This is a genomic window from Virgibacillus salinus (genome assembly GCF_900102415.1).
Lineage (GTDB): Bacteria > Bacillota > Bacilli > Bacillales > Amphibacillaceae > Lentibacillus > Lentibacillus subterraneus.
Map to the genome: position 1 here is coordinate 37,253 of NZ_FNKD01000004.1, position 25,804 is coordinate 63,056.

At 39.5% G+C, this 25,804-nt stretch carries 24 protein-coding genes and 1 pseudogene; 10 read left to right on the forward strand and 15 right to left on the reverse strand.

The genetic code is table 11. From position 1 onward, the window contains the following. Nucleotides 1-40 precede the first annotated feature (40 nt). From BLS02_RS15790 to BLS02_RS19460, 9 genes and pseudogenes are all read right to left on the reverse strand, one after another. A pseudogene (locus BLS02_RS15790) lies at nucleotides 41-253 on the reverse strand (DUF4256 domain-containing protein); the annotation flags it as partial. Continuing rightward, the gene (locus BLS02_RS15795) at nucleotides 241-765 is read right to left on the reverse strand and encodes a DUF4256 domain-containing protein (RefSeq protein ID WP_254788795.1); all 525 of its coding nucleotides are present in this window, start codon (nucleotides 763-765) and stop codon (nucleotides 241-243) included. The pseudogene BLS02_RS15790 and the gene BLS02_RS15795, both read right to left, overlap by 13 nt. A 315-nt stretch (nucleotides 766-1,080) precedes the next feature. Then, entirely contained in the window at nucleotides 1,081-2,214 is a 1,134-nt protein-coding gene (locus tag BLS02_RS15800) for an MFS transporter (protein ID WP_092494001.1), read from the reverse strand. Nucleotides 2,215-2,276: 62 nt separating this feature from the next. After that, the gene (locus tag BLS02_RS15805; protein ID WP_092494002.1) at nucleotides 2,277-2,831 is read right to left on the reverse strand and encodes a TetR/AcrR family transcriptional regulator; all 555 of its coding nucleotides are present in this window, start codon (nucleotides 2,829-2,831) and stop codon (nucleotides 2,277-2,279) included. A 148-nt stretch (nucleotides 2,832-2,979) separates the two neighbouring features. Beyond that, nucleotides 2,980-3,720 carry a type I methionyl aminopeptidase gene (gene map, locus BLS02_RS15810; RefSeq protein ID WP_092494003.1) on the reverse strand — a complete coding sequence of 247 codons (741 nt, stop codon included), beginning with the start codon at nucleotides 3,718-3,720 and terminating at the stop codon, nucleotides 2,980-2,982. Between the two features lie 168 nt (nucleotides 3,721-3,888). Beyond that, the gene (locus BLS02_RS15815; protein WP_092494004.1) at nucleotides 3,889-5,025 is read right to left on the reverse strand and encodes a glycerate kinase; all 1,137 of its coding nucleotides are present in this window, start codon (nucleotides 5,023-5,025) and stop codon (nucleotides 3,889-3,891) included. 146 nt (nucleotides 5,026-5,171) lie between these two features. Continuing rightward, nucleotides 5,172-6,296, reverse strand: a complete 1,125-nt coding sequence (locus BLS02_RS15820) for a winged helix-turn-helix domain-containing protein (protein WP_254788796.1) — start codon at nucleotides 6,294-6,296, stop codon at nucleotides 5,172-5,174. Nucleotides 6,297-6,410: 114 nt separating this feature from the next. Beyond that, nucleotides 6,411-7,061, reverse strand: a complete 651-nt coding sequence (locus BLS02_RS15825; RefSeq protein WP_092494006.1) for an endonuclease III domain-containing protein — start codon at nucleotides 7,059-7,061, stop codon at nucleotides 6,411-6,413. Further along, a complete protein-coding gene (locus BLS02_RS19460; RefSeq protein ID WP_092494007.1) occupies nucleotides 7,061-7,963 on the reverse strand; it encodes a methylated-DNA--[protein]-cysteine S-methyltransferase in 903 nt (300 codons plus the stop codon). The genes BLS02_RS15825 and BLS02_RS19460 overlap by 1 nt, the downstream gene beginning before the upstream one ends. Nucleotides 7,964-8,121: 158 nt before the next feature. Here BLS02_RS19460 and BLS02_RS15835 point away from each other — a divergent pair, with 158 nt between their 5' ends. The 4 genes from BLS02_RS15835 (at nucleotide 8,122) to BLS02_RS15850 (ending at nucleotide 11,140) form a co-directional block, all read left to right on the forward strand. Beyond that, nucleotides 8,122-9,060 (forward strand): hypothetical protein, encoded by a 939-nt coding sequence (locus BLS02_RS15835; protein WP_092494008.1) that lies wholly within the window; start codon nucleotides 8,122-8,124, stop codon nucleotides 9,058-9,060. 51 nt (nucleotides 9,061-9,111) lie between these two features. Then, nucleotides 9,112-10,203: a hypothetical protein gene (locus tag BLS02_RS18820; protein WP_139180807.1), complete on the forward strand. Its 1,092-nt coding sequence runs from the start codon at nucleotides 9,112-9,114 to the stop codon at nucleotides 10,201-10,203. Between the two features lie 384 nt (nucleotides 10,204-10,587). After that, nucleotides 10,588-10,839 (forward strand): hypothetical protein, encoded by a 252-nt coding sequence (locus BLS02_RS15845; RefSeq protein ID WP_092494009.1) that lies wholly within the window; start codon nucleotides 10,588-10,590, stop codon nucleotides 10,837-10,839. After that, nucleotides 10,823-11,140: a YbjQ family protein gene (locus BLS02_RS15850; protein WP_425445163.1), complete on the forward strand. Its 318-nt coding sequence runs from the start codon at nucleotides 10,823-10,825 to the stop codon at nucleotides 11,138-11,140. Before BLS02_RS15845 ends, BLS02_RS15850 begins: the two co-directional genes overlap by 17 nt. A gap of 76 nt (nucleotides 11,141-11,216) precedes the next feature. On the opposite strand, the gene BLS02_RS15855 is transcribed toward BLS02_RS15850, so the two are convergent. Further along, nucleotides 11,217-11,426 (reverse strand): hypothetical protein, encoded by a 210-nt coding sequence (locus BLS02_RS15855; RefSeq protein ID WP_092494011.1) that lies wholly within the window; start codon nucleotides 11,424-11,426, stop codon nucleotides 11,217-11,219. A gap of 414 nt (nucleotides 11,427-11,840) precedes the next feature. On the opposite strand from BLS02_RS15855, the gene BLS02_RS15860 reads away from it, so the two are divergent. Beyond that, nucleotides 11,841-12,818, forward strand: coding sequence for a ring-cleaving dioxygenase (locus BLS02_RS15860; RefSeq protein ID WP_092494012.1), 978 nt, complete (start codon nucleotides 11,841-11,843; stop codon nucleotides 12,816-12,818). 438 nt (nucleotides 12,819-13,256) lie between these two features. On the opposite strand, the gene BLS02_RS15865 is transcribed toward BLS02_RS15860, so the two are convergent. After that, nucleotides 13,257-15,494 carry a bifunctional 2',3'-cyclic-nucleotide 2'-phosphodiesterase/3'-nucleotidase gene (locus BLS02_RS15865; RefSeq protein WP_439144726.1) on the reverse strand — a complete coding sequence of 746 codons (2,238 nt, stop codon included), beginning with the start codon at nucleotides 15,492-15,494 and terminating at the stop codon, nucleotides 13,257-13,259. Nucleotides 15,495-15,660: 166 nt separating this feature from the next. On the opposite strand from BLS02_RS15865, the gene BLS02_RS15870 reads away from it, so the two are divergent. From BLS02_RS15870 to BLS02_RS15880, 3 genes are all read left to right on the forward strand, one after another. Continuing rightward, nucleotides 15,661-16,065 (forward strand): secondary thiamine-phosphate synthase enzyme YjbQ, encoded by a 405-nt coding sequence (locus BLS02_RS15870; protein WP_092494013.1) that lies wholly within the window; start codon nucleotides 15,661-15,663, stop codon nucleotides 16,063-16,065. 82 nt (nucleotides 16,066-16,147) lie between these two features. Next, the gene (ytxJ, locus tag BLS02_RS15875; protein WP_092494014.1) at nucleotides 16,148-16,492 is read left to right on the forward strand and encodes a bacillithiol system redox-active protein YtxJ; all 345 of its coding nucleotides are present in this window, start codon (nucleotides 16,148-16,150) and stop codon (nucleotides 16,490-16,492) included. Between the two features lie 273 nt (nucleotides 16,493-16,765). Continuing rightward, the gene (locus BLS02_RS15880; RefSeq protein WP_092494015.1) at nucleotides 16,766-19,537 is read left to right on the forward strand and encodes a UPF0182 family membrane protein; all 2,772 of its coding nucleotides are present in this window, start codon (nucleotides 16,766-16,768) and stop codon (nucleotides 19,535-19,537) included. A gap of 105 nt (nucleotides 19,538-19,642) precedes the next feature. Here BLS02_RS15880 and BLS02_RS19365 read toward each other — a convergent pair whose 3' ends face one another. The 3 genes from BLS02_RS19365 to BLS02_RS15890 form a co-directional block, all read right to left on the reverse strand. Beyond that, on the reverse strand, nucleotides 19,643-19,768 hold the full coding sequence (locus tag BLS02_RS19365) for a hypothetical protein (RefSeq protein WP_302846753.1): 126 nt from the start codon (nucleotides 19,766-19,768) through the stop codon (nucleotides 19,643-19,645). Between the two features lie 79 nt (nucleotides 19,769-19,847). Continuing rightward, nucleotides 19,848-20,840 carry a sodium:calcium antiporter gene (locus BLS02_RS15885; RefSeq protein ID WP_175559511.1) on the reverse strand — a complete coding sequence of 331 codons (993 nt, stop codon included), beginning with the start codon at nucleotides 20,838-20,840 and terminating at the stop codon, nucleotides 19,848-19,850. Nucleotides 20,841-21,457: 617 nt separating this feature from the next. Then, nucleotides 21,458-22,375, reverse strand: coding sequence for an aldo/keto reductase (locus BLS02_RS15890; RefSeq protein ID WP_092494017.1), 918 nt, complete (start codon nucleotides 22,373-22,375; stop codon nucleotides 21,458-21,460). Nucleotides 22,376-22,598: 223 nt separating this feature from the next. On the opposite strand from BLS02_RS15890, the gene BLS02_RS15895 reads away from it, so the two are divergent. After that, on the forward strand, nucleotides 22,599-22,787 hold the full coding sequence (locus BLS02_RS15895) for a hypothetical protein (RefSeq protein WP_092494018.1): 189 nt from the start codon (nucleotides 22,599-22,601) through the stop codon (nucleotides 22,785-22,787). Nucleotides 22,788-23,525: 738 nt separating this feature from the next. Here BLS02_RS15895 and BLS02_RS15900 read toward each other — a convergent pair. Then, nucleotides 23,526-25,127: a catalase gene (locus tag BLS02_RS15900; protein ID WP_092494019.1), complete on the reverse strand. Its 1,602-nt coding sequence runs from the start codon at nucleotides 25,125-25,127 to the stop codon at nucleotides 23,526-23,528. Nucleotides 25,128-25,590: 463 nt separating this feature from the next. On the opposite strand from BLS02_RS15900, the gene BLS02_RS15905 reads away from it, so the two are divergent. Beyond that, complete coding sequence (locus BLS02_RS15905) at nucleotides 25,591-25,800, forward strand: heavy-metal-associated domain-containing protein (protein ID WP_092494020.1); 210 nt, start codon at nucleotides 25,591-25,593, stop codon at nucleotides 25,798-25,800. Nucleotides 25,801-25,804 lie beyond the last annotated feature (4 nt).

Below are 25,804 nucleotides of genomic sequence, written 5' to 3' on the forward strand. Positions count from 1 at the left end.
GTTCAATTATCAAACTCAAGGTTAACTGTCTGTGCAAAATTCAGATCCTAAGTGAGCCACGGAAACCTCTGGCACCATAGTAAGATTCTGCTCCATTATGGTACGTGAAAACGTGTCCGAAGCGATAATCGCAAAAAAGGGCACCGCCGAGTTTTCTGATATCAGAGGGTGTTTGTACCCAACTCGACGTTTTCTTATCGAAATTTTCAAGCTCCTGCAAAGCCCGATATTGTTCTTCTGTTAAAAGTTCAACGAAAAGTGATACGTGAAAACGTGTCCGAAGCGGTAATCGCAAAAAAGAGCACCGCCGAGTTTTCTGATATCAGAGGGTGTTTGTATCCAACTCGACGTTTTCTTATCGAAATTTTCAAGCTCCTGCAAAGCCCGATATTGTTCTTCTGTTAAAAGCTCAATGCCCATATCGGCTGCCATATCCATAGCGTTATTTTCTGGTTTATGTTTCTTCCTCGACTCCAGCGCTTCACGGTCGTAACAAATGCTTCTGCGGCCTTTAGGACTTTCCGTTGAACAATCATAGAAAATGTACTCGTCCTTCTTTTTATCATGACCAACAACATCCGGTTCACCGGCAGTTTTTTCCATTTCATTGAGCGACCACAGTTTTTCAGGATTAGTATCCAGCTTTGCTTGGACATCAGCCCATTCAAGGCCTTCATGGCGGTGCATGTTTTTCTCAAAACGTGCTTTCAATGCTTTGAGTAATTCTTCACGTTGTTCTGGTAACAACTTTAGTTTATTACTCACGTTAGTTTCCCCCTCACTGTTTTTAATCGTAATGGTTAATAAGTCATTTAAATAATTGTGTAAGTTCAGTTTACAATAAATGATTAAGTAAATCCATTCCTCCACAATCCGCCTAAAACCGGCACGGTAGATTAAAGCGCTACGTTTGCTAGGGGACATCAGGTTTTTCTTGGCAGATAAGAAAGTATAACTACTTTCATACTGCATAAGTGCAACTAAGGCAATACGCCCAAAGGCTTGCACTCCAGAGTATAAGGGGTTCTAAGAAAGCATAATACGCTTTCATAAGAATCCCTTTAACGAATGCCAAGTTTTCTAAGCAGTTCTTTTTGGACCTATTAGGCTAGCAGCCAGGCCGATTATTCCATAAAGAATAAATGAAAGAACATAACCCCACACTTCAATAAACATTCCAGCGAATAATGAACCTATTACTTGCCCCACTGCCAAAAGTAAAAATGGAACGCCAATACCTAATGATGCATTCGTAATAAATACACGAATTCCCCAGACGAGAAGAACTCCTGTTAAAAATATATAGGAGCAACCGAAGATTCCAGCTGATAAGTAAGTCATTAATAAATTTTCAGGTGCAAAAGAGAGAATTATCGATGATGATGCAATCGACAAACTCCCTAATTTGTAAGCTAACGGCAGTCCCACCTTTTCAATTAGAGAACCAGAAAACCCTCCTAGCACACCAAATAGTCCTATAATGACCCAAAACCCAGAAAGCTGCCAAGCACTATAATCTCCAGTCACTTCAATAAAAGTTCTGGAAAATGTCCAAAAGGCTGCTGTGGAAATTCCCAGGGTAAGTGATGCCAAAGTCAAAGGGATGGCTCCTTTTACTCCTCGTATAGAGAGGTTCCCTTTTTTAAACACCAAACTCGAGCTCGCCCCGACTTTCGGTATTGCTCGGAAATTCCATACCAATATCAGAAATGTCAAGCTAGCATAAATCAAATACGTCAGTCTCCAGTCTGGTGCTAATATAATTGCTCCCAATCCAGAAAGGACTATGCCAAAACTTGTTCCTGAATTGATCCATGTGTTAGCTCGCCCTTGTTTATTCTCTTTAATCCAAAGCGATATCGCCGCACCATAAGGGGGAGATACCAAACCTGTGCTTCCACCTGCTAGTAAAACTCCTAACGCCAGCACCCACTCATTTGGAGCGATACTCATCAGCAGCAATCCAACAAAGGCTGATAGTCCAGCAGAGATAATCATCCTTCTTGGCCCTTCTTTTGAAGTGATCACAGTGGATAGAATGATCGTGAAGCAATAGGCTAAATAAAACAGCGAAGAAATCATCCCTGATACGAATTCAGACATTTCAAGTGATTCATTTATCCCGGGGAGAAGCAACCCAAAACTAAACCTTGCAAATCCATAGGTCACAGCAATCATGGTAATTCCAGGTAAAACTAGCTTTGAAAATTTCATGGTATTCATCCTAACTTCAAATAAATATATAGAACGACCTTTCTATTTAATAGTTAAAAAAATTACGATGTATGTTGGACAAGTGTCCTCGCCATCGCAATAGAATGTTCTGTTGCTTTCTCTGCACCAATTAATGTCGTCATGGAAGTGGTTCCTTCAAGCAGCAATGCAAATTGATTAGCTAGATCACGTTTGTTTTCTTTACCTTTTCTCTGAGCTAATAGTTGAAAATATTTAAGTAATTTAGCTTTGTGACCTCTTGCAATGTTTTCAATCTCATTATCAGTTCCCGCATAATCTTCTATCGCTCTTAAAAACATATCCCCTTTGTAGGATTGTTCTTTTAACCAACGACCGTGAGCTTCAACAGCAAGGATGAAAGGGGAATCTGAATCCATTTCTACATGTGAATCCAAATAAGACCAATAGCGTTCCTCCCGCTGCTTCAGTACTTCTTCGACCAAATTATCCTTGGAAGGAAAATGATTATAGAGCGTCATTGTAGCAACATTCGCTTCACTTATGATTTGCTTTAATCCTACCCCACGAAATCCATGCTCATAAAATAATTGTTCAGCCACTTTAAGTAATGTCTCTTTTTTTATAGATCGACTCATGTTGCACTTCTCCTTCAGTTAGATAGAATGACCTTTCTACCAATAGAATATCAATTCCAAATCTAAACGTCAACCATTTCTTAAATTCATACGCCAATAAGGAGCTTTTCCTTATTACAGATAGCGTTCTACTGTGGTATTAGTACTCCTACAATGTAGTAATAATCGGTCCTTCCTTTGTAAGAATAACTGTATGTTCGTATTGAGCCACATGGCTTTCATTGGTTAGGAAGGTCCATCCATCTTTGGATTGGAAAACTTCCTCTTCAAATGTAGAGATAAAAGGCTCAAAGGCAATTACCATACCATCTTTTAAAATTTCGTCATCCCAGCGAGAGAAGTAATTGAAAATATGTTCTGGTGCTTCATGAATCGAGCGCCCAACACCGTGTCCAGTAAGATTTTTTATAACAGTTAAGCCGTGCTGTTTTGCTACATTATGTACAGCTTTTCCGAGAACGCTTTTTTTCGAACCTGGTTTTGCCTTCTCAAGTCCAGCGTCGAATGCTTCTTTAGCAACGTCACATATTTTCTGTAAAATTACCTCTCCTTTCCCAACAACAAAGGAAATTCCAGTATCTGCGAAATACCCGTTTTTAGAACCTGAAACATCAATATTTACAAGGTTTCCTTCTTGAATTCTCCGGTCCCTTGGAATACCGTGCGCCACCTCTTCATTTATGCTAATGCATGTATACCCAGGGAAATCGTATTCTACTTTTGGTGCAGATAGAGCTCCTGTTTTTTCAAAAATCTCTCCCGCAATTTCATCGAGTTCTTTTGTAGTAATACCAGGTTTCGTACATTGGACTAATTTATCTCGAATTGCTCCACAAATTTCACCAATTTCTCTTAATCCATTAAAATCCTCTTCAGTTTTTGCAATCATCGCATATCCACCCTTTTTAAAGCATTATATAATTATTATTTCATTTAGGTTCCATCATAAACGGAACGGCTTTTTCTCAACAAAAAGGCCCTATTGCGGTCGACAAATTTTTGAAAGTCAATTAAGTGTGCCGTCCTATCTTCACTAGTCAAGACACCATGCCAAATATTATAATCCCAGTACCTTAATCGTTCTGGCAATATTCTCGGCTAGTTGTTCTGTAAACTGCTCTGCATTGGTGAGTGCTGTCTCTAGTGAAACTGCACTTGGTACAATAGAGTAGAGTGCATCAATCCCGTGGTCATGAACAACTTGATAATCTTCGCCAAGTGAGCCTGCTAAACCTATGACAGGTATGTGTTGTTTTTTAGCGATTTTGGCAACTCCAATTGGTGTTTTTCCGTAAATTGTTTGTTTGTCTATTTTACCTTCACCGGTGATGACTAGTGTGGCATGTTCCATGTGTTCTTCTAAATCGACTGCATCGATGACAATATCGATTCCTCGTTTTAGGTCGGCTTCTAAAAAGGCTAGTAAACCTGCACCAAGGCCGCCAGCTGCACCTGACCCTGGAATTGTCTCAACGTCTTTATCTAAATCACGTTGTAGCATTTGCGCGTAATGGGTGAGATTTTGATCTAACGTCGCAATCATCTTGTCAGTCGCACCCTTTTGCTGGCCGAATACAGCAGACGCACCATGATCTCCAATCAGGGGATTATCCACGTCACAAGCAACATCAACTTGTACCTGCTGCAATCTTGGGTCAAGGTTTGTGGTGTCGATTGAATGAATTTTATTTAATTCACCGCCACCAAAATCTATCGGTACTCCATTAGAGTCGAGCAGGCTGGCACCTAACGCTTGAGCCATTCCTGCTCCACCATCATTAGTTGCACTTCCACCTAGTCCAATAATCAAATGTTTTACACCAAGGTTTAGTGCAGCGAGAATTAGTTCTCCAGTACCTTTTGTTGTTGCCGTTAATGGATTTCTGTTTTCATATTGTACGAGGTGAAGACCGGACGCTGCAGCCATCTCAATCACGGCTGTCTTTCCATCACCCGTAATCCCATAAAATGCTTCAACAGGGTAGCCTGCTGGTCCTGTTACGGTTTCACTGATGATTTTCCCGTTTGTCGTGACCACGAGCGATTGAACGGTTCCCTCGCCCCCGTCAGCCATGGGGACTTTCACATATGTTGCTTCAGGTATAATTTTTTTAAAGCCATTTTCAATCGCATTGGCAGCAGCTAATGCTGACATACTTTCTTTGAAAGAATCCGGAGCAATTACGATTTTCATCTTATTAAACCCCCCCCCTTGGAAAAATCCAGGCACCCAGTAAGAGAGAGGGTGCCTGATGTTTGTCGCTTATATTTATTTTACTTCTAATAGAGTACTCTTGCCAGTTCGTACGGTTTTTCAAGTTATGTAAAAAAACATTGATATTAAAAAATCCGTACATCCTGCATTGCTTGTTCGATAGTGATAGTTTGAGCCTGATGAAAGGCGGCAAAGCTCTCTATAGCTTCCTTTAAATTTCTACGCAGGTTTGGCGTCATGTTCACACTATGCTCTAATTGTAGCAAACGAATATTCAAGTGTTGATTTTCTCTGTCCAGGCCTGGATCGATTCGACCAACTAAACAGTCTCCGGCAAGGATTGGCATGGCATAATATCCATACTTTCGTTTGGCTTTTGGTGTATATACTTCCCATTTATAGGAGAAGTCAAAAAGATCTGCCAATCGCTCCCTGCGCCAGAGCAAGTTATCCAGTGGCGGAAGAAATCGGATTGGCACATCCTCTGTGGAAGATTCTCCCTTAGGTGTGAATTGTTCGTGTTTTTTTAATGCGTCCAAGTCTTCAGCTAGAATATAATATTGGCGGTGAACATCATCCATTTCTAATGGAATAATTGCTCCATTTTCCACTCGCTTTGTAATCGCTTCTCGACGTTGTGCTGCACTCATTTTTTGCCAGCCCAGACGGGGATCACCTGCATCAAAGACGCGGTAGGCCCGTATATATTTTTCCAAAAGGGCTTCATTCGATTCAATGCTATCCATTTTTTCAGCTTCTTTTAACAGGTTCTTCGGGATCGTACGTTCAGTTAAATCGAAAAACCGTTCACCTCCTACTCTTCTGACAACACGGATTATTCCTGCATCAAGGAGCTGATTCAAGGCATGGGAGGTCTCCTTGGTCTTGGGGGATTTGTTGTCCCAAGCACCGTGAACACGGTTCTCAGCCTTGAAAGCTCTTGAAGGAAGCGGGCCATCTATCTGCAGCTTATCGAGCACGTCATCCACAACAGATCCGAGTTTATCCAGTTCTACTTTCGACTGATTTTGGAAGCGAAGTCGGGTCGCCTCAAATTTTGGATAGTCTTCCATTGGAATCGTACATGCGGCATTAGCCCAGTACTCGAATAATTGACCTTCTGCTAATAAATCATTTAATATTTCGGGCTGATAACCGGGAACTCGAGCGGCTAAGACAAGATGCTGGTTACGTGCAACGGACGCAACTGCATCAAGCTGAACACATTCAAGCTGCCGGATTATCTGCAATGTTTCTGATGCTGCGGGATTCTCCTTCTGTGAAAGGAGGTGCTGCGTATCAAGCAGAAAACGGCGAACAGAACGCCGGTTTGTATGGTATGACTTCATCTGATTTCCTCCATTCTAATCATTGCTATCCAGTCTTCGGTCACAAACGTCAAACAATGGACAGCCATTACAAATCGGAACAGACTTACAATAAACCTTTGCATGCTCAACCAGCACAGCATGAAATTCATTATACAATCCTATATCTTCCGGAACCACTTCTTCTACCTGTTTTCGAAATGTATCATAGAATTTTGGCATATCGAATCCGAGCCGGTAAAAGATTCTTCTCGCATATGCATCAACAACAAATACTGGTTTATCAAAAGCATACAGCAGTATTACATCAGCTGTTTCACGGCCAATACCATTAATGCTGAGCAGTTCGTTTCTTAGCTGAAGCTTGTCTAATTTTTTGATCACATCAATATCGTAGTTATAGGATTTATACCATTCCAGAAAAGCTTTAATTCGTTTTGCCTTGATATTAAAAAAGCCACTCGAACGGATCAACTGAGCCAGCTCCTCGGTTGTTAACTTTTCTATATGCTTCGGACTCAAAAAAGGTCTTACCTCTTCCAGTGCTTTTTCCACATTACGCCAGCTTGTATTCTGTACTAGAATCGAGCCAATCATCATTTCAAAGGGTGTATCAGCAGGCCACCAGTTTTGCGGGCCATAATAGTCTAACAATTTATCATAGATTAATTGATATTTTCGTGTCATTAGCTGCGTTCCAGCCTAAGTAATTTTTCTTTCATTGGAATGCCACCACGATAGCCAGTTAGTTTCCCGCTTTTACTAATCACCCGGTGACAAGGTACAACAATCAATAAGGGATTCGCTCCAACTGCTGTTCCTACTGCACGTACTGAATCAGGCTTGCCGATGGCTTCTGATATATCCGTGTATGATTTTGTTTTACCATATGGTATGTTTTGTAATTCAGCCCATACTGCTTCCTGAAACTCTGTGCCATTTAAATCTATAGGTAAATCAATATTTTTCCGTTCACCGTTTAAATAGTCTACTAACTGTTCAGCATATACGGATACTTCATTCCAGTCTTCTACTAGATGGGCTCTTGGCCGTTTACTATTAAACCAGCTCTTCATTTCACTAACTCTTCCATTATCTGAACCGATAAAACAAAGGCCAGTATCGGTAACAGCAAGATAAATGGAACAACCATCAGATTTAATATGGCCATAATATACCACATTTTCTTCATTATATTTCATGACGTAACACCTCATTTTCATCACTTTTTCGGAATTTTCGTGGTGTCTGTCCTGTTCGTTTTTTCTGTCCAATGTTAACTGTTTGGAAGAATGTTCTCTCATGTATGCTTCTGCTTGAAGGACCCATTCTTCATCCGGTAGCCGGAACCCCGCTGATTTACACCTTTTACACCTTTTACACGGTCTAAATCCCGCCGCCAATGCTTCATCCACATTATAGAAAATCGTTACATTATTAAAATTCGGAACACGAGATTTACAGGAAGGTCTGCAAAAGATTTTCGTCGTTCTGACAGCATAGAAAAATTGATCATCAAAATTCTCGTCATTTTCACGAATAGCTTTCCACTGCTCAGTTGTTAATACTGAGTTTTTAGCTGTAACCATCACTATCCACCTCCACCATTATTATAACTCATATTAGTTACAAAACAGCTTATTTTGAATGGAAAAGCAAGATATCGAAAGTTGTTGGATTTTAATAAGACGGACAGAAAATGATAGAAAAATAAGAATTATGTAGAAAGAGGGAAGGAGGTGAGTGTATGCGCATAAGACCATTAGTATATTGTTGCCTAATGGTACTGGCGGTATTTTTACTTCCGGCCGATACTTTAGCGAATAATGGAAATTCTCCTGAAAAGGCAACGTCACAGGCTAATGATAAAGAATCATCAAATCCTGTAGCGGAAGAGGTTTCAAAAAAAGGTAAACAAACTTCTCAAGATGCCAAAGAGACTACTAATAAGGGGCAGGAATCTCCTGAAATACCTGAAGAGTCGTCGAATCATAATAAGCAAGTTTCAAAAGGGACGACAGATAAAGAGAATGCGTCAAATAAAGCTTCCGAACACGCGGAATCTGAATCGAAGGATAAGGATTCAAAAACCCTGCCACCTCAGGCAAATGACCAAGCTACTGAACAAACAGAGAAGCTTGAGCAAGAGGTGGCGCCAAAGAAGGAAAAAGTAAAGAAACAGGTTGAAGATAAACTGCATGGAAAAAAAGGGATGTCAAAAAGTACGGTAGAGAAAAGCTCGAACATTGATGAAGAGCAAACTACCCAGGCGAAAGACAACTCTAAAAATGTAGAAAATCCAATGCAGAGTAAAGAAATGTCCCGTATTTCAGTAGCCGATTCAGGAGATAAAACAGTTCAAAATAATAATAAACAAAGTACATCTGAGAATGATAATATTCTTGTTGAACAAGAACAAAGAAGGAAGTCAAAGTCAATTCCAAAACCTAACGAAGATCCAGTTAGTCAGGAACTTATGATTAAACCTGGTTCATTACCGTCACCAGCATCAACAAGTGGTGGTGATTATGGTGGACAAACCAGTTTTTCTTCAGTGGTAAAAGGAGATTTGCCAAATTCTTTGATGTTCTTTTCTAAGTCGCAAGTAATCGGCAAGAGATCCGAAGTTCTTCGGGATCAGTGGGTGAATGCACCGCCAGCAGAACCGCCAAAGATTGCTTCTTAATTTTTAAAAGTAAAGAATATATAAAAAAATTAATTAAGGAGCGATTAAATTATGAAAAACGTACGGATGAAATCTCTAGTATTTGCAGGAGTTATGACAATTGGAGTATTTGCAGGTGTTCAATCAACAGATGCAGCTTCTTCTAATGCAGAAAAAGAAGTACCTGTTGAAAAGAAACAAGAAGTAAAAGCTGAGAAGAAAAATAAATCTCAGGGAAGCGCGAATGCTAGTGAAACAGCAAAAGCTAATGCATCATCACAGTCATCTATTGTAGCTGAATCTACAGAAGAAGAGGCTAATGTCGAAGTGACTGCTGAAGCAGATGGTGAGGCAACAGAAGAGGGAACAACAGAAGAAACTGAAGAATCAGTAACAGAGGAAGAAGCAACAGAAGAGGAAAGCACAGAAGAAACTGAAGAAGGAACAGAAGAAGAGGAAGTAAATAAATCTCAAGAAAATAAAGTAAATTCACAAGCTGCAGAAAATGCAAGCGATGTAGCAAAAGCACATGCTTCAGAAAACTCAGCAGTACTAGCTGTAGAGGCTGATGAAGAAGCAACAGAAGAAGAGAGCACGGAAGAAGCTGAAGAAGGAACAGAGGAAACAGAAGAATCAGTAACAGATGAAGAAGCAACAGAAGAGGAAACAACGGAAGAAGAGAACACAGAAGAAACTGAAGAAGGAACAGAGGAAACAGAAGAATCAGTAACAGATGAAGAAGCAACAGAAGAGGAAACAACGGAAGAAGAGAGCACAGAAGAAACTGAAGAAGGAACAGAGGGAACAGAAGAATCCGTAACAGATGAAGAAACAACAGAAGAGGAAACAACAGAAGAGGAAACAACAGAAGAAGAGAGCACAGAAGAAACTGAAGAAGGAACAGAAGAAACAGAAGAATCAGTAACAGATGAAGAAGCAACAGAAGAGGAAGTAAATAAATCACAAGAAAACAAAATCAACGCACAAGCTTCAGCAAACGCTAGCGATGTAGCAAAAGCGCATGCTTCAGAAAACTCAGCAGTACTTGCAGTAGAAGCGAGTGACGATGAAACAGATGAAGAAACAACTGAAGAGGAAAACACAGAAGAGACGGTAGAAACATCTGTGGAAGAATCTGCTGAATTAGAAATGGAAACAAAATAAATAGTTTTTTAAAAGCCGGGGGGTTTCCTCCGGCTTTTTCTTTGTCTAGGAAACTATAAAATTTATGTGCTGTGGATAACTGAACTCCCGAATCAACCACGTCCAGCTCCGACGTACAGGACGTGGCGTCACCGGCCAGCGCCTAGCACCTAGTGGACTTCCCTCCCCGTGTCTACGATAAGAAATAAAGGATGTTCGACTAAAACCACCACATCCTGTGGCAACGTCGACCCACCCGTAGCGCTGAGCACAGTCCATACGGCGCTGAACAGGCGCTTGCGCTTTTGTTCATAGGTAAGGTCGTTTGAAAACCAAATGTCTGATTTTTTGGAACCTTTTGTAATTATAACCGTATTACTTTAGTAAGAACGTCGTGATTGGCGGGTGAAGGTTATAGTTCGTCTTGGAGTTATCTTATTTCGCTGTGGTGTTGTTCTTGTTGGGATTTCCATTTTAACATTTTTGTTATCTTATACCGTTGATTTTTTTGCGATTAACATTTGGTATAATACTATCTTTTTGATTAGCTCTATTGTGATTGGAATGACAGGTGTTCTGGTAGTGATCATCGGAGTTATAAGAGACAGAATTAAAGACAAGAAGGAGGAAGATCAACGTGATGTTAGTAAATACTGAAACTATTCCCGGGTATGAAATTACAGATGTGAAGGGAATGGTTAAAGGGAATGTTGTACGTGCGAAACATATTGGGAAGGATTTTGTTGCGGGTTTCAGAAATATAGTTGGCGGTGAAGTGAAAGAGTATACAGAAATGTTAACAGAATCCAGACAAAGGGCTACAGAGCGCATGGTCAAGGAAGCGGAGAATTCAGGTGCTGATGCGGTTGTAAATGTTCGCTTTGTAACATCCCAGATTGCCAATGGTGCTGCAGAACTTTTGGTGTATGGAACGGCCGTTAGTATTCAAAAAAAGTAAATGGATCTGGAAATTATGCCGCATCTTCAGTTGAAGAACGCGGCTTTTTCTAAGTGATTGAACTTGAAATAGAAAGCTATGAGTTGTTATATTGCTGTGATATTTCTTTTTCCGCAAAGTATTCATTGGCTACTTCAAGTTCCTTATGTTCATCAACAGAATCTCCTGCAAAATTGTCTTCTTCGGCAAAAGGATGCTTAGCATCTATTCCATCTTGAATACTTACATCACCGTCTGAATTTGCCTCCGTGGGAATGGGAAAATCCTTTTTGCGTTGTTTTTTCATTTTTTCACCCCAGTAATAAATTGTGTTTCGCAACTATTTTTATACAGAGTATTTCTAGTTTTTTGCGATTGATATAAACTGCGACATAATCTGGAATAAGACTTGCATTTCTTTGTGAAAAATCCATTTAATGAAATGTGATTTCTACACAAAACTAGATATTTATCCTGGTATAAAGTTGTTCTGTTAAGCCTAATTTCACACTTTCTACGGCGAGAGATTAGGCTTTAATACAATTCCTTTGCAGTTTATAAGATTCATTGCTTAGTAATAGCAACAATCATCCATTATTAAATCAATATAAACCTTATTTATTGACACTAAAGTTTATCAGTATTATATTTATCTTGAATTAAAAATAAATATAACTGTTGAAGATAGAGTTACAGCCACAAATTATAGGAGGAAATTTAAATGAATGGTTTGAAAGGTATGCATCATGTCACTGCCATAACAAGCAGTGCAGAAAAGAACTATGAATTTTTCACATATGTGTTGGGAATGCGTTTGGTGAAAAAGACCGTTAACCAGGACGATATCAAAACATATCATTTATTTTTTGCGGATGATAAGGGAAGTGCAGGTACGGATATGACTTTCTTTGATTTCCCTGGCATTCCAAAAGGATCACATGGAACAAATGAGATTTTTAAGACATCTTTTCGTGTACCAAGTGATGCGGCACTGGATTATTGGGTGAAACGTTTTGACCGGCTGGAAGTAAAACACTCCGGAATTAAAGAGCAATTTGGTAAAAAGACACTTCCTTTTGTTGATTTTGATGATCAAAATTACCAACTGATTTCAGATGAAAATGATAATGGAGTTGCTGCAGGTACTCCTTGGCAAAAAGGGCCGATCCCATTAGAGTATGCTATTACCGGATTAGGGCCAATCTTTGTTCGTATTGCTAACTTTGATTACTTCAAAGAAATGATGGAAAAAGCTCTTCTATTTAAAGAAATAGATCATGAAGGGTCCTTCCATTTATTCGAAGTGGGTGAAGGAGGAAATGGTGCACAGGTTGTCGTAGAGTATAATACAGTTCTACCGCAGGTAAGACAAGGTTTTGGGACAGTTCACCATGCGGCATTCCGTGTTGAAGATCGTTCAGTGTTAGATGAATGGGATAAACGAATGAGAAGCATAGGATTCCAGACATCAGGCTTTGTTGATCGATTCTTCTTCGGGTCACTGTATATCAACGTGGCGCCACAGATTTTATTTGAATTTGCCACAGAGGGTCCTGGTTTCATGGGTGATGAGCCTTATGAAACGCTTGGAGAAAAACTATCGTTACCTCCAATGCTGGAACCAAAACGTGAAGAAATCGAAAAAATGGTTCGCCCAATTGATACGGTAAGAAGTACAAAAGAATTTACGAAAGAATAATTAAAAGCATTAAAAAGCCCTGTCATGGAATCAATCCATAACAGGACTTCTTTACTCTTTAGGAAACTATAAAATTTAAGTGCTGTGTATAACTGGAATCCCGAATCAGCCACGTCCAGCTCCGACGTACAGGACGTACTAGTGCCGGTGACGGCACAGGACGTGGCGTTCTCACCGGCCAGCGCCTAGCGCCTAGTGGACTTCCCTCCCCGTGTCTACGATAAGAAATAAAGGATGTTCGACTAAAACCACCACATCCTGTGGCAACGTCGAACTACCCCACGTCCTGTGGGGCAGCTTGCGCTCTTCGTGTATCCTTTATCTCAGGGAAAAGGAAGATCGACTAAGACCGCCGCTTTGCGCGGCAACGTCGACCTACCCGCGATACGCGGGCACAGTCCATACGGCGCTGAACAGGCGCTTGCGCTTTTGTGCCTCTCACTGCCAGTTGTTAATAAGCTCATCAGCAGCGTTATTCAAGTCTTCCTTTGCATCTATTGTAATAAATTTATTCATTGCTTTGTTATTCAAATGCTTTAAGAATCCTTCTGCTTTTTTAATCGCCTGTTTTTGATGATCTTTATCCAATTGGTGTTCCGCTTGTTTCAGTTTATTCGTTAGCTGAACGGCCAATGGATGGTCGATTTCACCTGCTTGTTTCAAGTCCGCAACGTTCTGCTGGATAGATGAAAGCGTTACGGGCTTAGATAAGTCAATGGTATATTTGGCAAAACCATTTGTTCCTTCACCGGAGTAGCTAATATTCCCGTCTGGCTTAGTGAATTGCTGTGTATCCGGTGATGACTGGAATGTCAGCTTCGGATTGCCATCAATTGGTGCAAATGACCAATTCCCGTCAGCTGAAGGATCAATTGTTCCGTTTTCCTGAATATACTGGATAACCGCCTGACGGTTTTGTACCTGTGGAGATAGGACAATTTGACTTCCATCTAAGTTAGGGAAGTTACCGCCTCCACCAGCACGATAGTTATTCGTTGCAACAAGAAACTCCTGCCCGTCATTTACTAGTTCACCATTAAATTGTAGATTTACAATCCGTTGTGCATCCGGGTTAATCAGCTCACCGTCATTGTTATAACGGGATGGTTCAGTCACATCGACTTCATAAGTGACGCCATCAATTATATCAAAATTATACGTTGAAAAATCAAGATCAACTAATGACTGCTGTTCTGAGGCAGCTGGATCAACCTGATTAAATTGCCCGGCAGACATTTCGAGCCATTGGCGAATTTGCTCCCCGTTTAGCTTGACTACTTTCAAGGTGTTCGGATAAACGTAAAGGTCAGCCACGTTTTTAATGGCAATTGGACCTTCTGGTATATACGTGTAATAGTTAGCTCCGCTTCTGCCACCTGCTTTAAATGGTGCAGCTGCTGACAGGACTGGTAGCCCTTCATATTCCGTTCCTTCCACTGCGTTTTCCGTGTACCATTTCTGTGCATTGGATACGATTTGTACAGATGGATCGTCCTTAACAAGCGCGAAATAGCTGTGAATCGGTGCAGTTGTTTCGCCTACTTCAGAACGTACATAATCTAACGTTGCCTGATGTTCTTCTGAAACAGCATCGATGATTTCCTGATCTGGCTCGACAAGCGCTTCACCTGTTTCTTCGTCGTAAATGGACCGGACTTCCGCACTGGAATCAATCACATCCCAGTCTTCTCCATTTTTTTCGAGTTTCAGATCAATGAATCCCATGTGGTTCCCCCAAAAGCCTGCTTCTACAGATGGAACACCGTTAATTGTTCCTTTTTTCAGGTTCACACCGGGAATTCCTGCAAAGGACTCGCTTGGAAAAGCTTCATGAGCATGGCCGAACAGAATCGCATCAATGCCCTCTACTTCCGTTAGATTGTAAGTAGCATTTTCTTCTCCTTTTTGCAGTTCAACTGAGCCAAGTCCAGAGTGAGGGACTGCTACAATGATATCGGCGCCTTGTTCCTTCATCTCCGGTATAAACTTTTGAGCTGTTTCATAAATTCCCTTGGTAATTACTTTTCCTTCCAGGTTAGTGCTATCCCATTGCATGATTTGTGGTGGAACAAAGCCAATTACCCCAACGTCAACGGTTTGGGTATTGCCATTTTCATCTTCCACTTGCTTGTCTATAACTTTGTATGGCTGGAAAAAGTTTTCGTCGTTAGTTGGGTCGCTGTCACCATCATCATAGTAGACGTTTGCATTTATATATGGGAAGTTAGCATCGTCAATGGATTCCTTTAAGTAGTCGATACCATAGTTAAATTCATGGTTCCCAATATTTGCGGTGTCATAATCTAAGAGGTTCATTGCTTTGTAGACAGGATGGACTTCTCCCTCTTCAAGACCGTTTCTGGCAACGTAGTCTCCAAGTGGGTTGCCCTGAATCAGGTCGCCGTTGTCAAACAACATATGGTTCTTCGCTTCACTACGAGCCTGTTTAATAAGTGTTGCAGTCAGAGCCAGACCAAATTCATTAGTTGGCTTGTCCTGATAATAGTTGTAGTTAACAAGATTAACATGGATGTCCGTTGTTTCCATAAGTCTCATGTTGACTATACTGTTATCAGTTGTTGCCGCATGAGAAGAATTATTTTCGCCTAGCGGATTAAACAGAATTAACGCTGTTAAAAATATAAAAGAGAACTTTACTATTTTTTTATTACCCAAAATTGTAACCCCTTTCAATATATTGTTACTTATTAGATTAAAGGAATGTTACATTTTTTAAAATAGTCTGATTGTTGGGGGTCGAATGAATCAGCTGGCCATATTTGAAACTAATCATCTTTTAAGCTATTTTTAGTTATAAAGGCGTAAAAAAGGAGGGATTGATTTGAGTAAAACACTTACTTTTACTATTGTCACGAAAGCTAAACAGTCGTTTACCGAGTTGGATCGTTATTTGGACGAAGCGCTAACTGAAAGTGGTATTCAAGATGGAATAATGATTGTCTACTGCCCACATACGACTGCAGCGATTACGATTAATGAAAATGCGGACCCAGATGTGAAGACTGATTTAAAACTGGGGCTTGATGAAACATTTCCAAATAAATCTGCGTATGTGCATATGGAAGGGAATTCAGATGGACATATGAAGTCTTCTGTTGTTGGGGCGAATGAAACATTAATTATTTCAGAGGGTAGGCTAATCTTAGGGACCTGGCAAAGTGTCTATTTTTGCGAATTTGACGGTCCAAGGACAAGGACATTTCATGTTAAGATGATAGAAGGATAGCTGAATTCAATTACTAGTTAATACCCCATTCATCAAGTACAATGACACTAGTTGTAATTTATAACAATATGGAGGAATCACGATGATTGAATTAAAAGAACTGCAATCCAACGAAGAATTGGAACAAGTATGGGAGAATTCTCAGCAAAATCCCGTTCTCTTGTTTAAGCATAGCACGACATGCCCAATCAGTGCTGGCGCCTTTAAGCAATATCAATCGTTTTTGGAAGCATCCGATGAAAATCTTGATGGATATATCGTAAAGGTGATTGAAAGCAAAGATATCTCCAATCAGATTGCGGCCGAAACAAATGTAAAACATGAATCACCACAGATTTTTTTGATAAAAGACAAAGAAGTACTATGGCATACCTCCCATTCAAAAATAACTGCTGAATCTATAAGCAGAGAGCTTAAGAATGCATAGTTAGAATCGATGCTAACTGCTGCAGTATTAATAAAAACCTGTGGCAGAATGCATCGAGCTAACAATGACACATAACCTATTCATCCACTTTGGAATCATCAATCATCTTCAACATTATTATTAAACTCGCTATCTTTTAAAACCATTTTTTCTGGAATACGTATCTAAGAATATAAGTATTATAGGAGTAATGTAGAACAGTATAATTTAATCTTGCTATGTGGTGTATCATCATAAACAAGGAAATAATGTGAATATCAGGGGGACACAACTTTGGATACTAAAGGAAGTATTAGTGAAGAACAAAAAGAAAAATGGAAAAAGCGTTTGAATTGGATTGGCTACATATTAGTTGGTATTATTTTGATTATCATTGTAGGTTTAATAGCTAATCAATGGATTATAGATTATATCTGGATGGGCTCGCTTGGATTTGAAAATGTGTTTACTACCATACTGGGAAGCAAAGTATTGCTTGGCATAGTAGGGTTTCTATTATTCGCGGCGGGCACCTTCTTCACGTTGTTTTGGATAAGGCGATCGTACATTAATCAATTTGATAGCAGTCAATTGTCACAGGTAATAGTTGATCGCAAAAAGAGCTTATTGATCATCGTTGGAATATCCATTCTGATAGGTCTGTTTGGCAGTAGTATTACACAAGGGTTTGGCTGGGAACGTACACTTAAATATTTAGAGCATGTCTCTTTCGGACAAACGGATCCCTATTTTAATCTAGATATTTCATTCTATATGTTTGTTTTACCATTTCTAAGATTCATTGTTTATCTCTTGTTGGGATTAGGTGTTTTTTTCTTAGTGGCAGAAGTTGGGGCTTATTCAGTTTACAACATGTATCGGTTAAACCGCTCTGCTCAATTGCAACTTGGATTGACCCTTGGTTTTATAGGACTGCTGTTAGCAGGTATTCACCTTTTGGCTCCGTATGGGACGCTTTTGACAAATCAAGTGAATTTATTTCAGGAAAGCGTTGTGTACGGTTTAAGCTACACGGACGATATTATCAACATTCCTAAGTCATACGTGTTGGCTGCCGCTGCAGTTATTGCAACAGTATGGATGATTGTAGCTCTTGTTCGGGGAAGGCTAAGTTCAATCGTAGTTCCAATCGTTGCATATATTGGATTAGTAATTGTAGGGCAGCTGACATCTATTGTTGTTCAGAACTTTATTGTGTCCCCGAGTGAGTTTTCAAAAGAAAGTCCTTACTTGGAGCATAATCTGTCCTTCACAAGAGCTGCCTATGACTTGGATGAAATGAATGAAAAGCAACACCCGGGAAATGAATCATTAAGTGAGGCGATGGTAGAACGAAATAAGAAAACGGTAGACAACATACGAATGAATGACTCAAGGCCACTGCTAGACGTTTATAACCAAAAGCAAACATTTCGTACTTACTATGAGTACAATGATGTCGATATTGACCGTTATATGATAGACGGAGAGTACCAGCAAGTATTCTTAGGAGCAAGGGAATTAAATACAGATGATCTTCCATCACAAGCAAAAACTTGGGTCAACCAAAACTTAAGGTATACACATGGTTATGGAATTGCGATGAGTCACGTTAATAAAGTGACACAACAAGGTCAGCCGGAGTTTATTGTAAACAATCTTCCGCCAAAAGGGGAATTGGATGTAAGCCGTCCACAAATCTATTTTGGGGAAGAACCTTATCAGAATGTCATCGTTAATAGTGGAGTTGACGAATTTGATTATCCTTCTGGAAGTGAAAATGTCGATACCCGCTTTGATGCAGATTCAGGAATTCCTTTAGGTGGAATTAACCGGTTGTTATTTGCATTAAATGAAGGTTCATTTCGCATGTTTGTATCCGATCAAGTAACAAATGATAGTCAATTACTGGATACACGAAATATTATGGAACGCGTCAATCGAATCGCGCCATTTTTTAATTATGACGAAGATCCTTACATTGTTGTCCGCGATGATGGAAGTCTTGTATGGATTATTGATGCATATTTAACGGCAGAGCGTTACCCTTACTCTGAGTCATATCAGGGAAATGTTAATTATATAAGAAATTCTGTCAAAGCAGTTGTTGATGCATATACAGGTGAAGTGAATTTTTATGTAACAGAACCAGATAACCCTTTATTACAAACGTATGTAAACATGTTTCCTGAGCTATTTACTAGTGAAGCTCCTGAAGATATTAAAGCTCATTTTCGATATCCGGAAAACTTGTTTTCTATTCAGGCTTCTATGTATGGCACATACCATATGACAAATTTAGAAGTATTTTATAATCGTGAGGATTTCTGGCAGTTTCCAACGGAGAAATATTTTAATGAAGACACTGAAATGGAACCTTACTATATTACTATGAAATTGCCTGATCAAAATGAGGAAGAATTTATTCTGATGTTACCGTACACGCCGAAAAACAGGCAAAACATGATTTCCTGGATAGGCGTTCGTAATGATGGAGAACATTATGGTGAGATGTTTGTATATCGTTTTCCGAAACAGAAAAATGTATATGGTCCTCAACAAATTGAAAACCGAATCAATCAGGATAGTGACATTTCGCAGCAATTGAACTTATGGTCACAAGGTGGGTCACAGGTAATACGAGGGAATCTGCTGGCTCTTCCAATAGAAGATACCATTCTTTATGTCGAACCAATTTATATTGAATCCTCCAATGCAACATCTCTTCCTGAAGTGAAGCGAATTGTAATGGCATATGGTGACAATATTGTAATGGAACGAACTTTTGATGAAGCGCTTGACGAGATGTTGAACAAAATTAATCCGGAACGTCAAAATGAAGACCAAGCAGAAGAAGATGATGCAGCAGAAGAAGAGGACGATGGAACAGAGGAAGCGGATGAAAACGCAGATGAACCTTCACAGGAGATAAATGAAGCAGAAGAAAAACTGCGACAGTATGGTGACTTATTTAATGCCTATCAAAAGGCAATGTCTGAAGGAAACTGGGAAGAAGCGGGAAGGATTATGACTGAAATTGAGAACCAGTTAGCGGAACAAGAATAGCTTGATGAAAAGGATCTCTAGCACGGAGATCCTTTTTTTGGCAGTTACGAAAGTACTGTATAAGTGCAACTAAGGTCGATAAGCCAAGTTTTATAATGTATTAACTTAGTTATTAATCGCTGGATTATGTTTAGCTTCGTTCAAGATTTTTTCTGCCAGCTTCACCTGTTGTTGAACCTTGCTAAATCCTGTTTGATCTTCCTTGAGCGTTTTCCACAGCAAGTTTCGCATTATTTATATATCCCATAACTGTCCTCCTGTCTTTATTAACTTATTTTCCATATAGGAAATTTTTATTCGTCAAGGAAATTCATCCTAAGATGTAAAAGGCAGAAAAAATTAGGTATCCTGCTACAACAATTAGTGAAGGTGCAATATATGTCATTGTATTCCGTGTATTATCACGCTTTAAAATGCTAATTACAATTAATGTCAGCATGAATCCTGCCGCCGCAGTAGAGATGTGCTGTCTGGATGCATCGGCCCACAAGCTGTCACTTCGATAGAAAATATCGGCAATTGGAATGACAAAAACATTGAAAATGTTTCCCCCAAGTATAGTGCCGATTGCCAGGTTAACATTTGCAACCCGAAGCGCGACTAAAACACTAACTGCGTCTGGTAATGAAGTTGTAGCCGCTATTAGTATACTACCTATCGCACTTGCGCTAACACCACTTGACTGTGCAATAAAATCGCCTGATATTGATAAGGAACTCCCTGCTGCAAAAACAATTAATGAAAATAATATGAATCGAATAATGGTCTTCTTTATAGAAACAGCAGTTTTTTCTGTCTCCTGAGGAGCTGTTTCCTCTTCATGGATCTCTTGTTGGTGTTTTAACGATATAAGCCAAAGTCCACCTAAATAAACAACTGCAATTGCGATGCTTGGCAGTCCAATACTGATAAATTCCTGGTTTAAGTTAAAATAAAGTGACAGGATAATAATCGTGCATAAAGTCAATCCTAAAAGTCCTGTGTAAAAGTGGTTATTTGACACCTTTAGAAATAAACGCTTCTTACGAAAATATATATCAAAAAGGAATAAGGCAAATATGTTAAATGTAATGCTTCCTAGACCGTTTCCTACTGCGATGTCGGCATTATCGATGACTGCTGCTGAAATTGTGGCGGTTAATTCAGGGAGTGATGTTGCGACAGCAAGCAATACTGTACCTACAACAAGCCCACCAGCCTTTGTTTCTCTACTAATTATATCGGCATAAGTTGCCAAGCGAATAGCTGCAAGTACAGATACCGCCGCTGCAATACTAAATATAATGGTTGATGTAAGTAGCAAAAAGTAGCTCCTTTCATATTGCTTAATCATATATACCCACTAAATAAAGCACATAATCATAACATGAAAAAGGATCTCCATTGCGGAGATCCTTTTTTAGCAGTTAAGAAATCAATATGGCTGCCGAGTGCGCAGCCACCATCTATCATGAAAATTTGAGATTTTTGCGGACACCAGAGACCTTATTTGACTGAAATAGAGGAAAATGGTGATGTTAGCGGACACCAAGGACCTTATTTGTTACAAATCCCCTCTATTAACCATGATATATGTGAAATAAGGGCTTCTGTGTCCGGATAACTTCGAAAAGGTGACTTTTTTATCGAAATAGCGTCTCCTATGTCCGCTAAAAAATAAAAGGTTTAGAAAAAATTTATTTCAGAAAACATCCGTGGCTCCGCAATGCGCAGCAACCAACTTTTATGAAAATGAATTTGTAATAGAGCTAGAGGGGTGTATTTATACAAAAGTAGAAAAAATTTCTTACTGCATAAGTGCAACTAAGGCATTCCCAATTATGGTTAGCACTCCAAAGTATAAACGGTTTTTAAAAAGCAAAGTACGCTTTCATAAGAATCCCTTTCACGAATGCCAAGCTTTTTGATTTCATAAGGAAGTTATGGAAGTTCATTTCCTGCTGCACGATAAATTTCATACCATTCCTCTCTTGTTAGGTCGATATCAGATGCCTCGGCTATTCCTGTTAAACGTTCTGGGTTCATAGTACCGACAATTGGCTGGATATTTGCAGGATGCCTTAGAATCCATGCTATAGCAATGGCGGAGTCAGTTACCCCTTTTTTAGATGCTAATTCTTGAAGTTTTGCATTTATTTCCGGGAATTCATCATTTCCAATAAATGCACCTTCAATCATTCCATATTGGAAGGGTGACCAAGCTTGAATCGTCATATTGTTCAGGCGACTGTATTCCAGAATACTGCTGTCTCTTACTGTTGCTGAGTTATTTTTCATATTTACATTCAGCCCTGCATCAATCATGCCAGTATGCATGATACTGAACTGAAGCTGGTTTACAATCAAGTCTTGCTTCAGGTATTTCTTAAGCAGTTCAATTTGCATCGTATTCTGGTTGCTCACACCAAATCGGCGTACTTTACCATTTTCTTTTAATCGTGTGAATGCCTCGGCAACTTCTTCTGGTTCAACCAATGTGTCAGGTCGATGTAGCAGTAAAATATCGATAAAATCGGTGTCTAGTCGTTGCAGACTATCATCAGCAGACTTTAATATATGTTCTTTGGAAAAATCAAAATAACCTTTACGAATTCCGCATTTTGTTTGTAATACCATTTCCTCGCGATTAGCAGGCGATAATTTAAGTGCCTCAGCAAAGACTTCCTCAGATTTTCCATCACCATAGATATCTGCATGGTCAAAGAAGTTAATTCCTAAATCTAAAGCATTATTGATTACGTGTTTTGCTTTCATTGGGGTAAGATCATTCATGCGCATACAACCTAATCCTATTGTGGATACTTCTAAGTCACTGTTGCCTAATGTGATTTTTTTCAAAAAAGCACCTCTTTTCTTTTATTAAGTCTATTTTAACATTCTTATATGATTGACAGGGAAGATAGTGCTTTATCTAATTCGAGTTTCATCCTAGAGGCGTAAATTCGCTACTTTGATAGCAGGGGTTATTTGTGTCTAATTATCATCCCATGTACCGATGACTGAAAGCTAGTTCTAAAGGTATGATTAATACAGAAAATAACACAGCAGGGAGGCATAAATAATGGATTTCAACGTAAATGTTCTCGAGTATGGGATTAGTAATTATAAAGCACAGACAGAAAAAGCCGCAAATGCAAATTGCAGATTTGATAATTCACCAAGTACTTATCAAGTAAAACCAAAAAAGAGACGATGGTTCAATTCTTTTGTTCGGCAGTTAAGAAGGTATAAATCCTTCCTTACTGCATAAGTGCATCTAAGGCTTATTTATATTAAAGCTGGCGATAAGCAAAGCTTTCTAATATCGCAGCCAAGTAAACAATGCTGTTAACTTCATCTAGAAAACCTCCAACGCTCATTACTTCGAAAAAAGAAAGGTTTATCCATCAATGATTACTACTAATCAAGAATAAAAATACCTGCTCATCAAGATAACGAGGTCAGTTAAACACTAATATCAATGTAAATAACAAACCAATCAACATATCTTTCGACAGAAAATTAGCAATATAAGCAGCAAGAAAAAAAGCTCAGAATTTATTCTGAGCTTTGCATATTGACCTACTTCAGTTAAGGTTACCCGCTAGCACTCTTGTACTTATTCACTAGACAGGCTGGTGTCCACGGATTTGGCGGATCCTCATTCCGTTATTTCCTTAAAAACGCCTATTTTGATCGTGTTATGTAATCCTCATTCCGCTATTCACCCTAATTAGCCACTTTTTTCATTGTTATTGGATAAATAACGGAACCAGGAATCGTTTCAACCTTCTAGAACAGCTTTCTTACCAATTTAGCGGAACCACGATTCACTTCATTGGTTTGTGGATTCATATTCTGCTCGCTTAAACCCCTCATTCCTGTATCATTCAAAATAACAATTATATATTAACAAAAAAATAAGTGCGATGGAGACTTAATAATCGCTGGGAAGACTGAATCCGAGCCTTCCCTAGCTAATACGGTCAGCGCACCTCACAGCACTCAATTAATACGGGTCAGCATCATGTGATTTTTTGACAGCTTCTTCAGGTGCTTTCTCACTATCTTTATTTCCAAGCGGGTTTTTACTTGTCCCCCCTGTCGTCATTTTGCTTGTCTCGGCTAATCCTTCTCGAAGACGGCGACCGTATTCTTCATCTGCATCTTCTGCAAGTGCTACCATTTTATCCTGGATTCGCTGGTCACATTCTGAAATATCACCGACAAGGTTAGCTATTAACTCATCTCTTTCCCAATCTTTGAACATACGATATGTTTCACCAGCTTGTTTTGTATTACTTTGGCGGTCAATCGGTTCTCGAACGAGGTTTCCTTCAACTTTTGGAGTATATTCCTTTCCAATCTGCTTTGCTTCTTTTAATCCGCCAAGCGTTGATGGTTCGTAATTAACGTGCGGATTTTTCCCTGATGAATTTTCTGGTTCATAGCGCATTTGTCCGCCTTCATGGTTTGTAGCCACTCTTTTTTTAGCAGCATTAATCGGTAATTGTAAATAGTTAGCTCCGACACGATATCGTTGCGTATCTGAATAAGAGAATGTCCGGCCTTGCAGCATTTTATCATCTGAGAAATCAAGACCATCTACAAGAACTCCTGTGCCAAATGCAGCCTGTTCTACCTCAGTAAAATAATTTTCCGGGTTTTTATTTAATACCATTTTTCCAACAGGTAACCATGGGAATTGGTCTTCGGGCCAGAGTTTTGTATCATCAAGCGGATCAAAGTCTAATTCAGGGTGCTCATCATCGCTCATAATTTGTACGTAAAGCTCCCATTCAGGGTAATCACCATTTTCAATTGCATCATATAAATCCTGGGTTGCATGGTTGAAGTTTGTGGCCTGGATCTCGTTTGCTTCTTTAACTGTCAGGTTTTTGATGCCCTGTGTCGGTTCCCAATGATACTTAACAAGAACAGCTTCTCCGTCGTTGTTCACCCATTTATACGTATTGACGCCAGACCCTTGCATTAACCGATAATTAGCTGGAATTCCCCATGGTGAATAAACAAACGTAACCATATGGAATGATTCAGGGGAGTTCGAGCAAAAATCGAAGAACCGTTCGCTATCTTGAATGTTTGTTACTGGGTCTGGTTTAAATGCATGAATCATATCTGGAAACTTGATTGCATCACGAATAAAAAAAATTTTTAAGTTATTACCAACAAGATCCCAGTTACCATCTTCCGTATAAAATTTAACAGCGAACCCTCGTGGATCACGTAATGTTTCCGGGGAATGTCCCCCGTGAACAACTGACGAAAAGCGTACAAAGACAGGTGTTTGCTTTCCTTTTTCCTGAAATAATTTAGCCCTCGTATATTTCGATACGGGGTCATCTCCAGCCGTTCCATATGTCTCAAAATAACCATGCGCACCTGCTCCCCGTGCGTGAACAATACGCTCTGGAACTTCTTCTCTATCGAAGTGGCTTATCTTTTCAATGTAATCGTAGTTCTCCAATGTAGAAGGACCGCGATTTCCTACTGTTCTTATGTCCTGATTGTTTGTAACAGGATGTCCTTGTCTGTTCGTTAATGTATCTTCGTTTTCAATATTTGTTTGATTCTTATGTTTATCATTCATTCGTTTCATCCTCCATTCAAATTCACTACAGTTACGTTGTCCATAATTATCCTATTTATGAGTTTTTTAAATACTAAAGAGTATAAAAGTTGGCAGTTATATATTTAGGTTACAATATAAGCCACGTCCAGCTCCTAGCGCCTAGTGGACTTCCCTCCCCGTGTTTACGATTAAGAAATAAAGGATGTTCGACTAAAACCACCACATCCTGTGGCAACGTCGAACTACCCCACGTCCTGTGGAGAGCTTACGCTCTTCGTGTATCCTTTATCTCACACGGGAAAAGGAAGATCGACTAACACCGCCGCTTTGCGCGGTAACGTCGACCCACCCGCAGCGCTGAGCACAGTCCATACGGCGCTGAACAGGCGCTTACGCTTTTGTTCAAAAATTGATTTGCATCAAGGTAATCGATGGTATAACAGCTTATAATGAAGATAGAAACAAGGAGGGAGTAATTAAAATGAAAACAATTAAATTTCAATTAGAACCATTAACATGTCCATCATGCATCAAAAAGATTGAAGGTAAAGTAGGAAAAATGGAGGGAGTTGAAGAAGCAAAAGTCATGTTCAACTCCAGTAAAGTTAAGGCAACATTTGATCAGGATAAGGTGACTTCAGAAGACTTGAAAACAACCATTGAGAAACTAGGCTACCCGGTTGTGTCTTAATAAT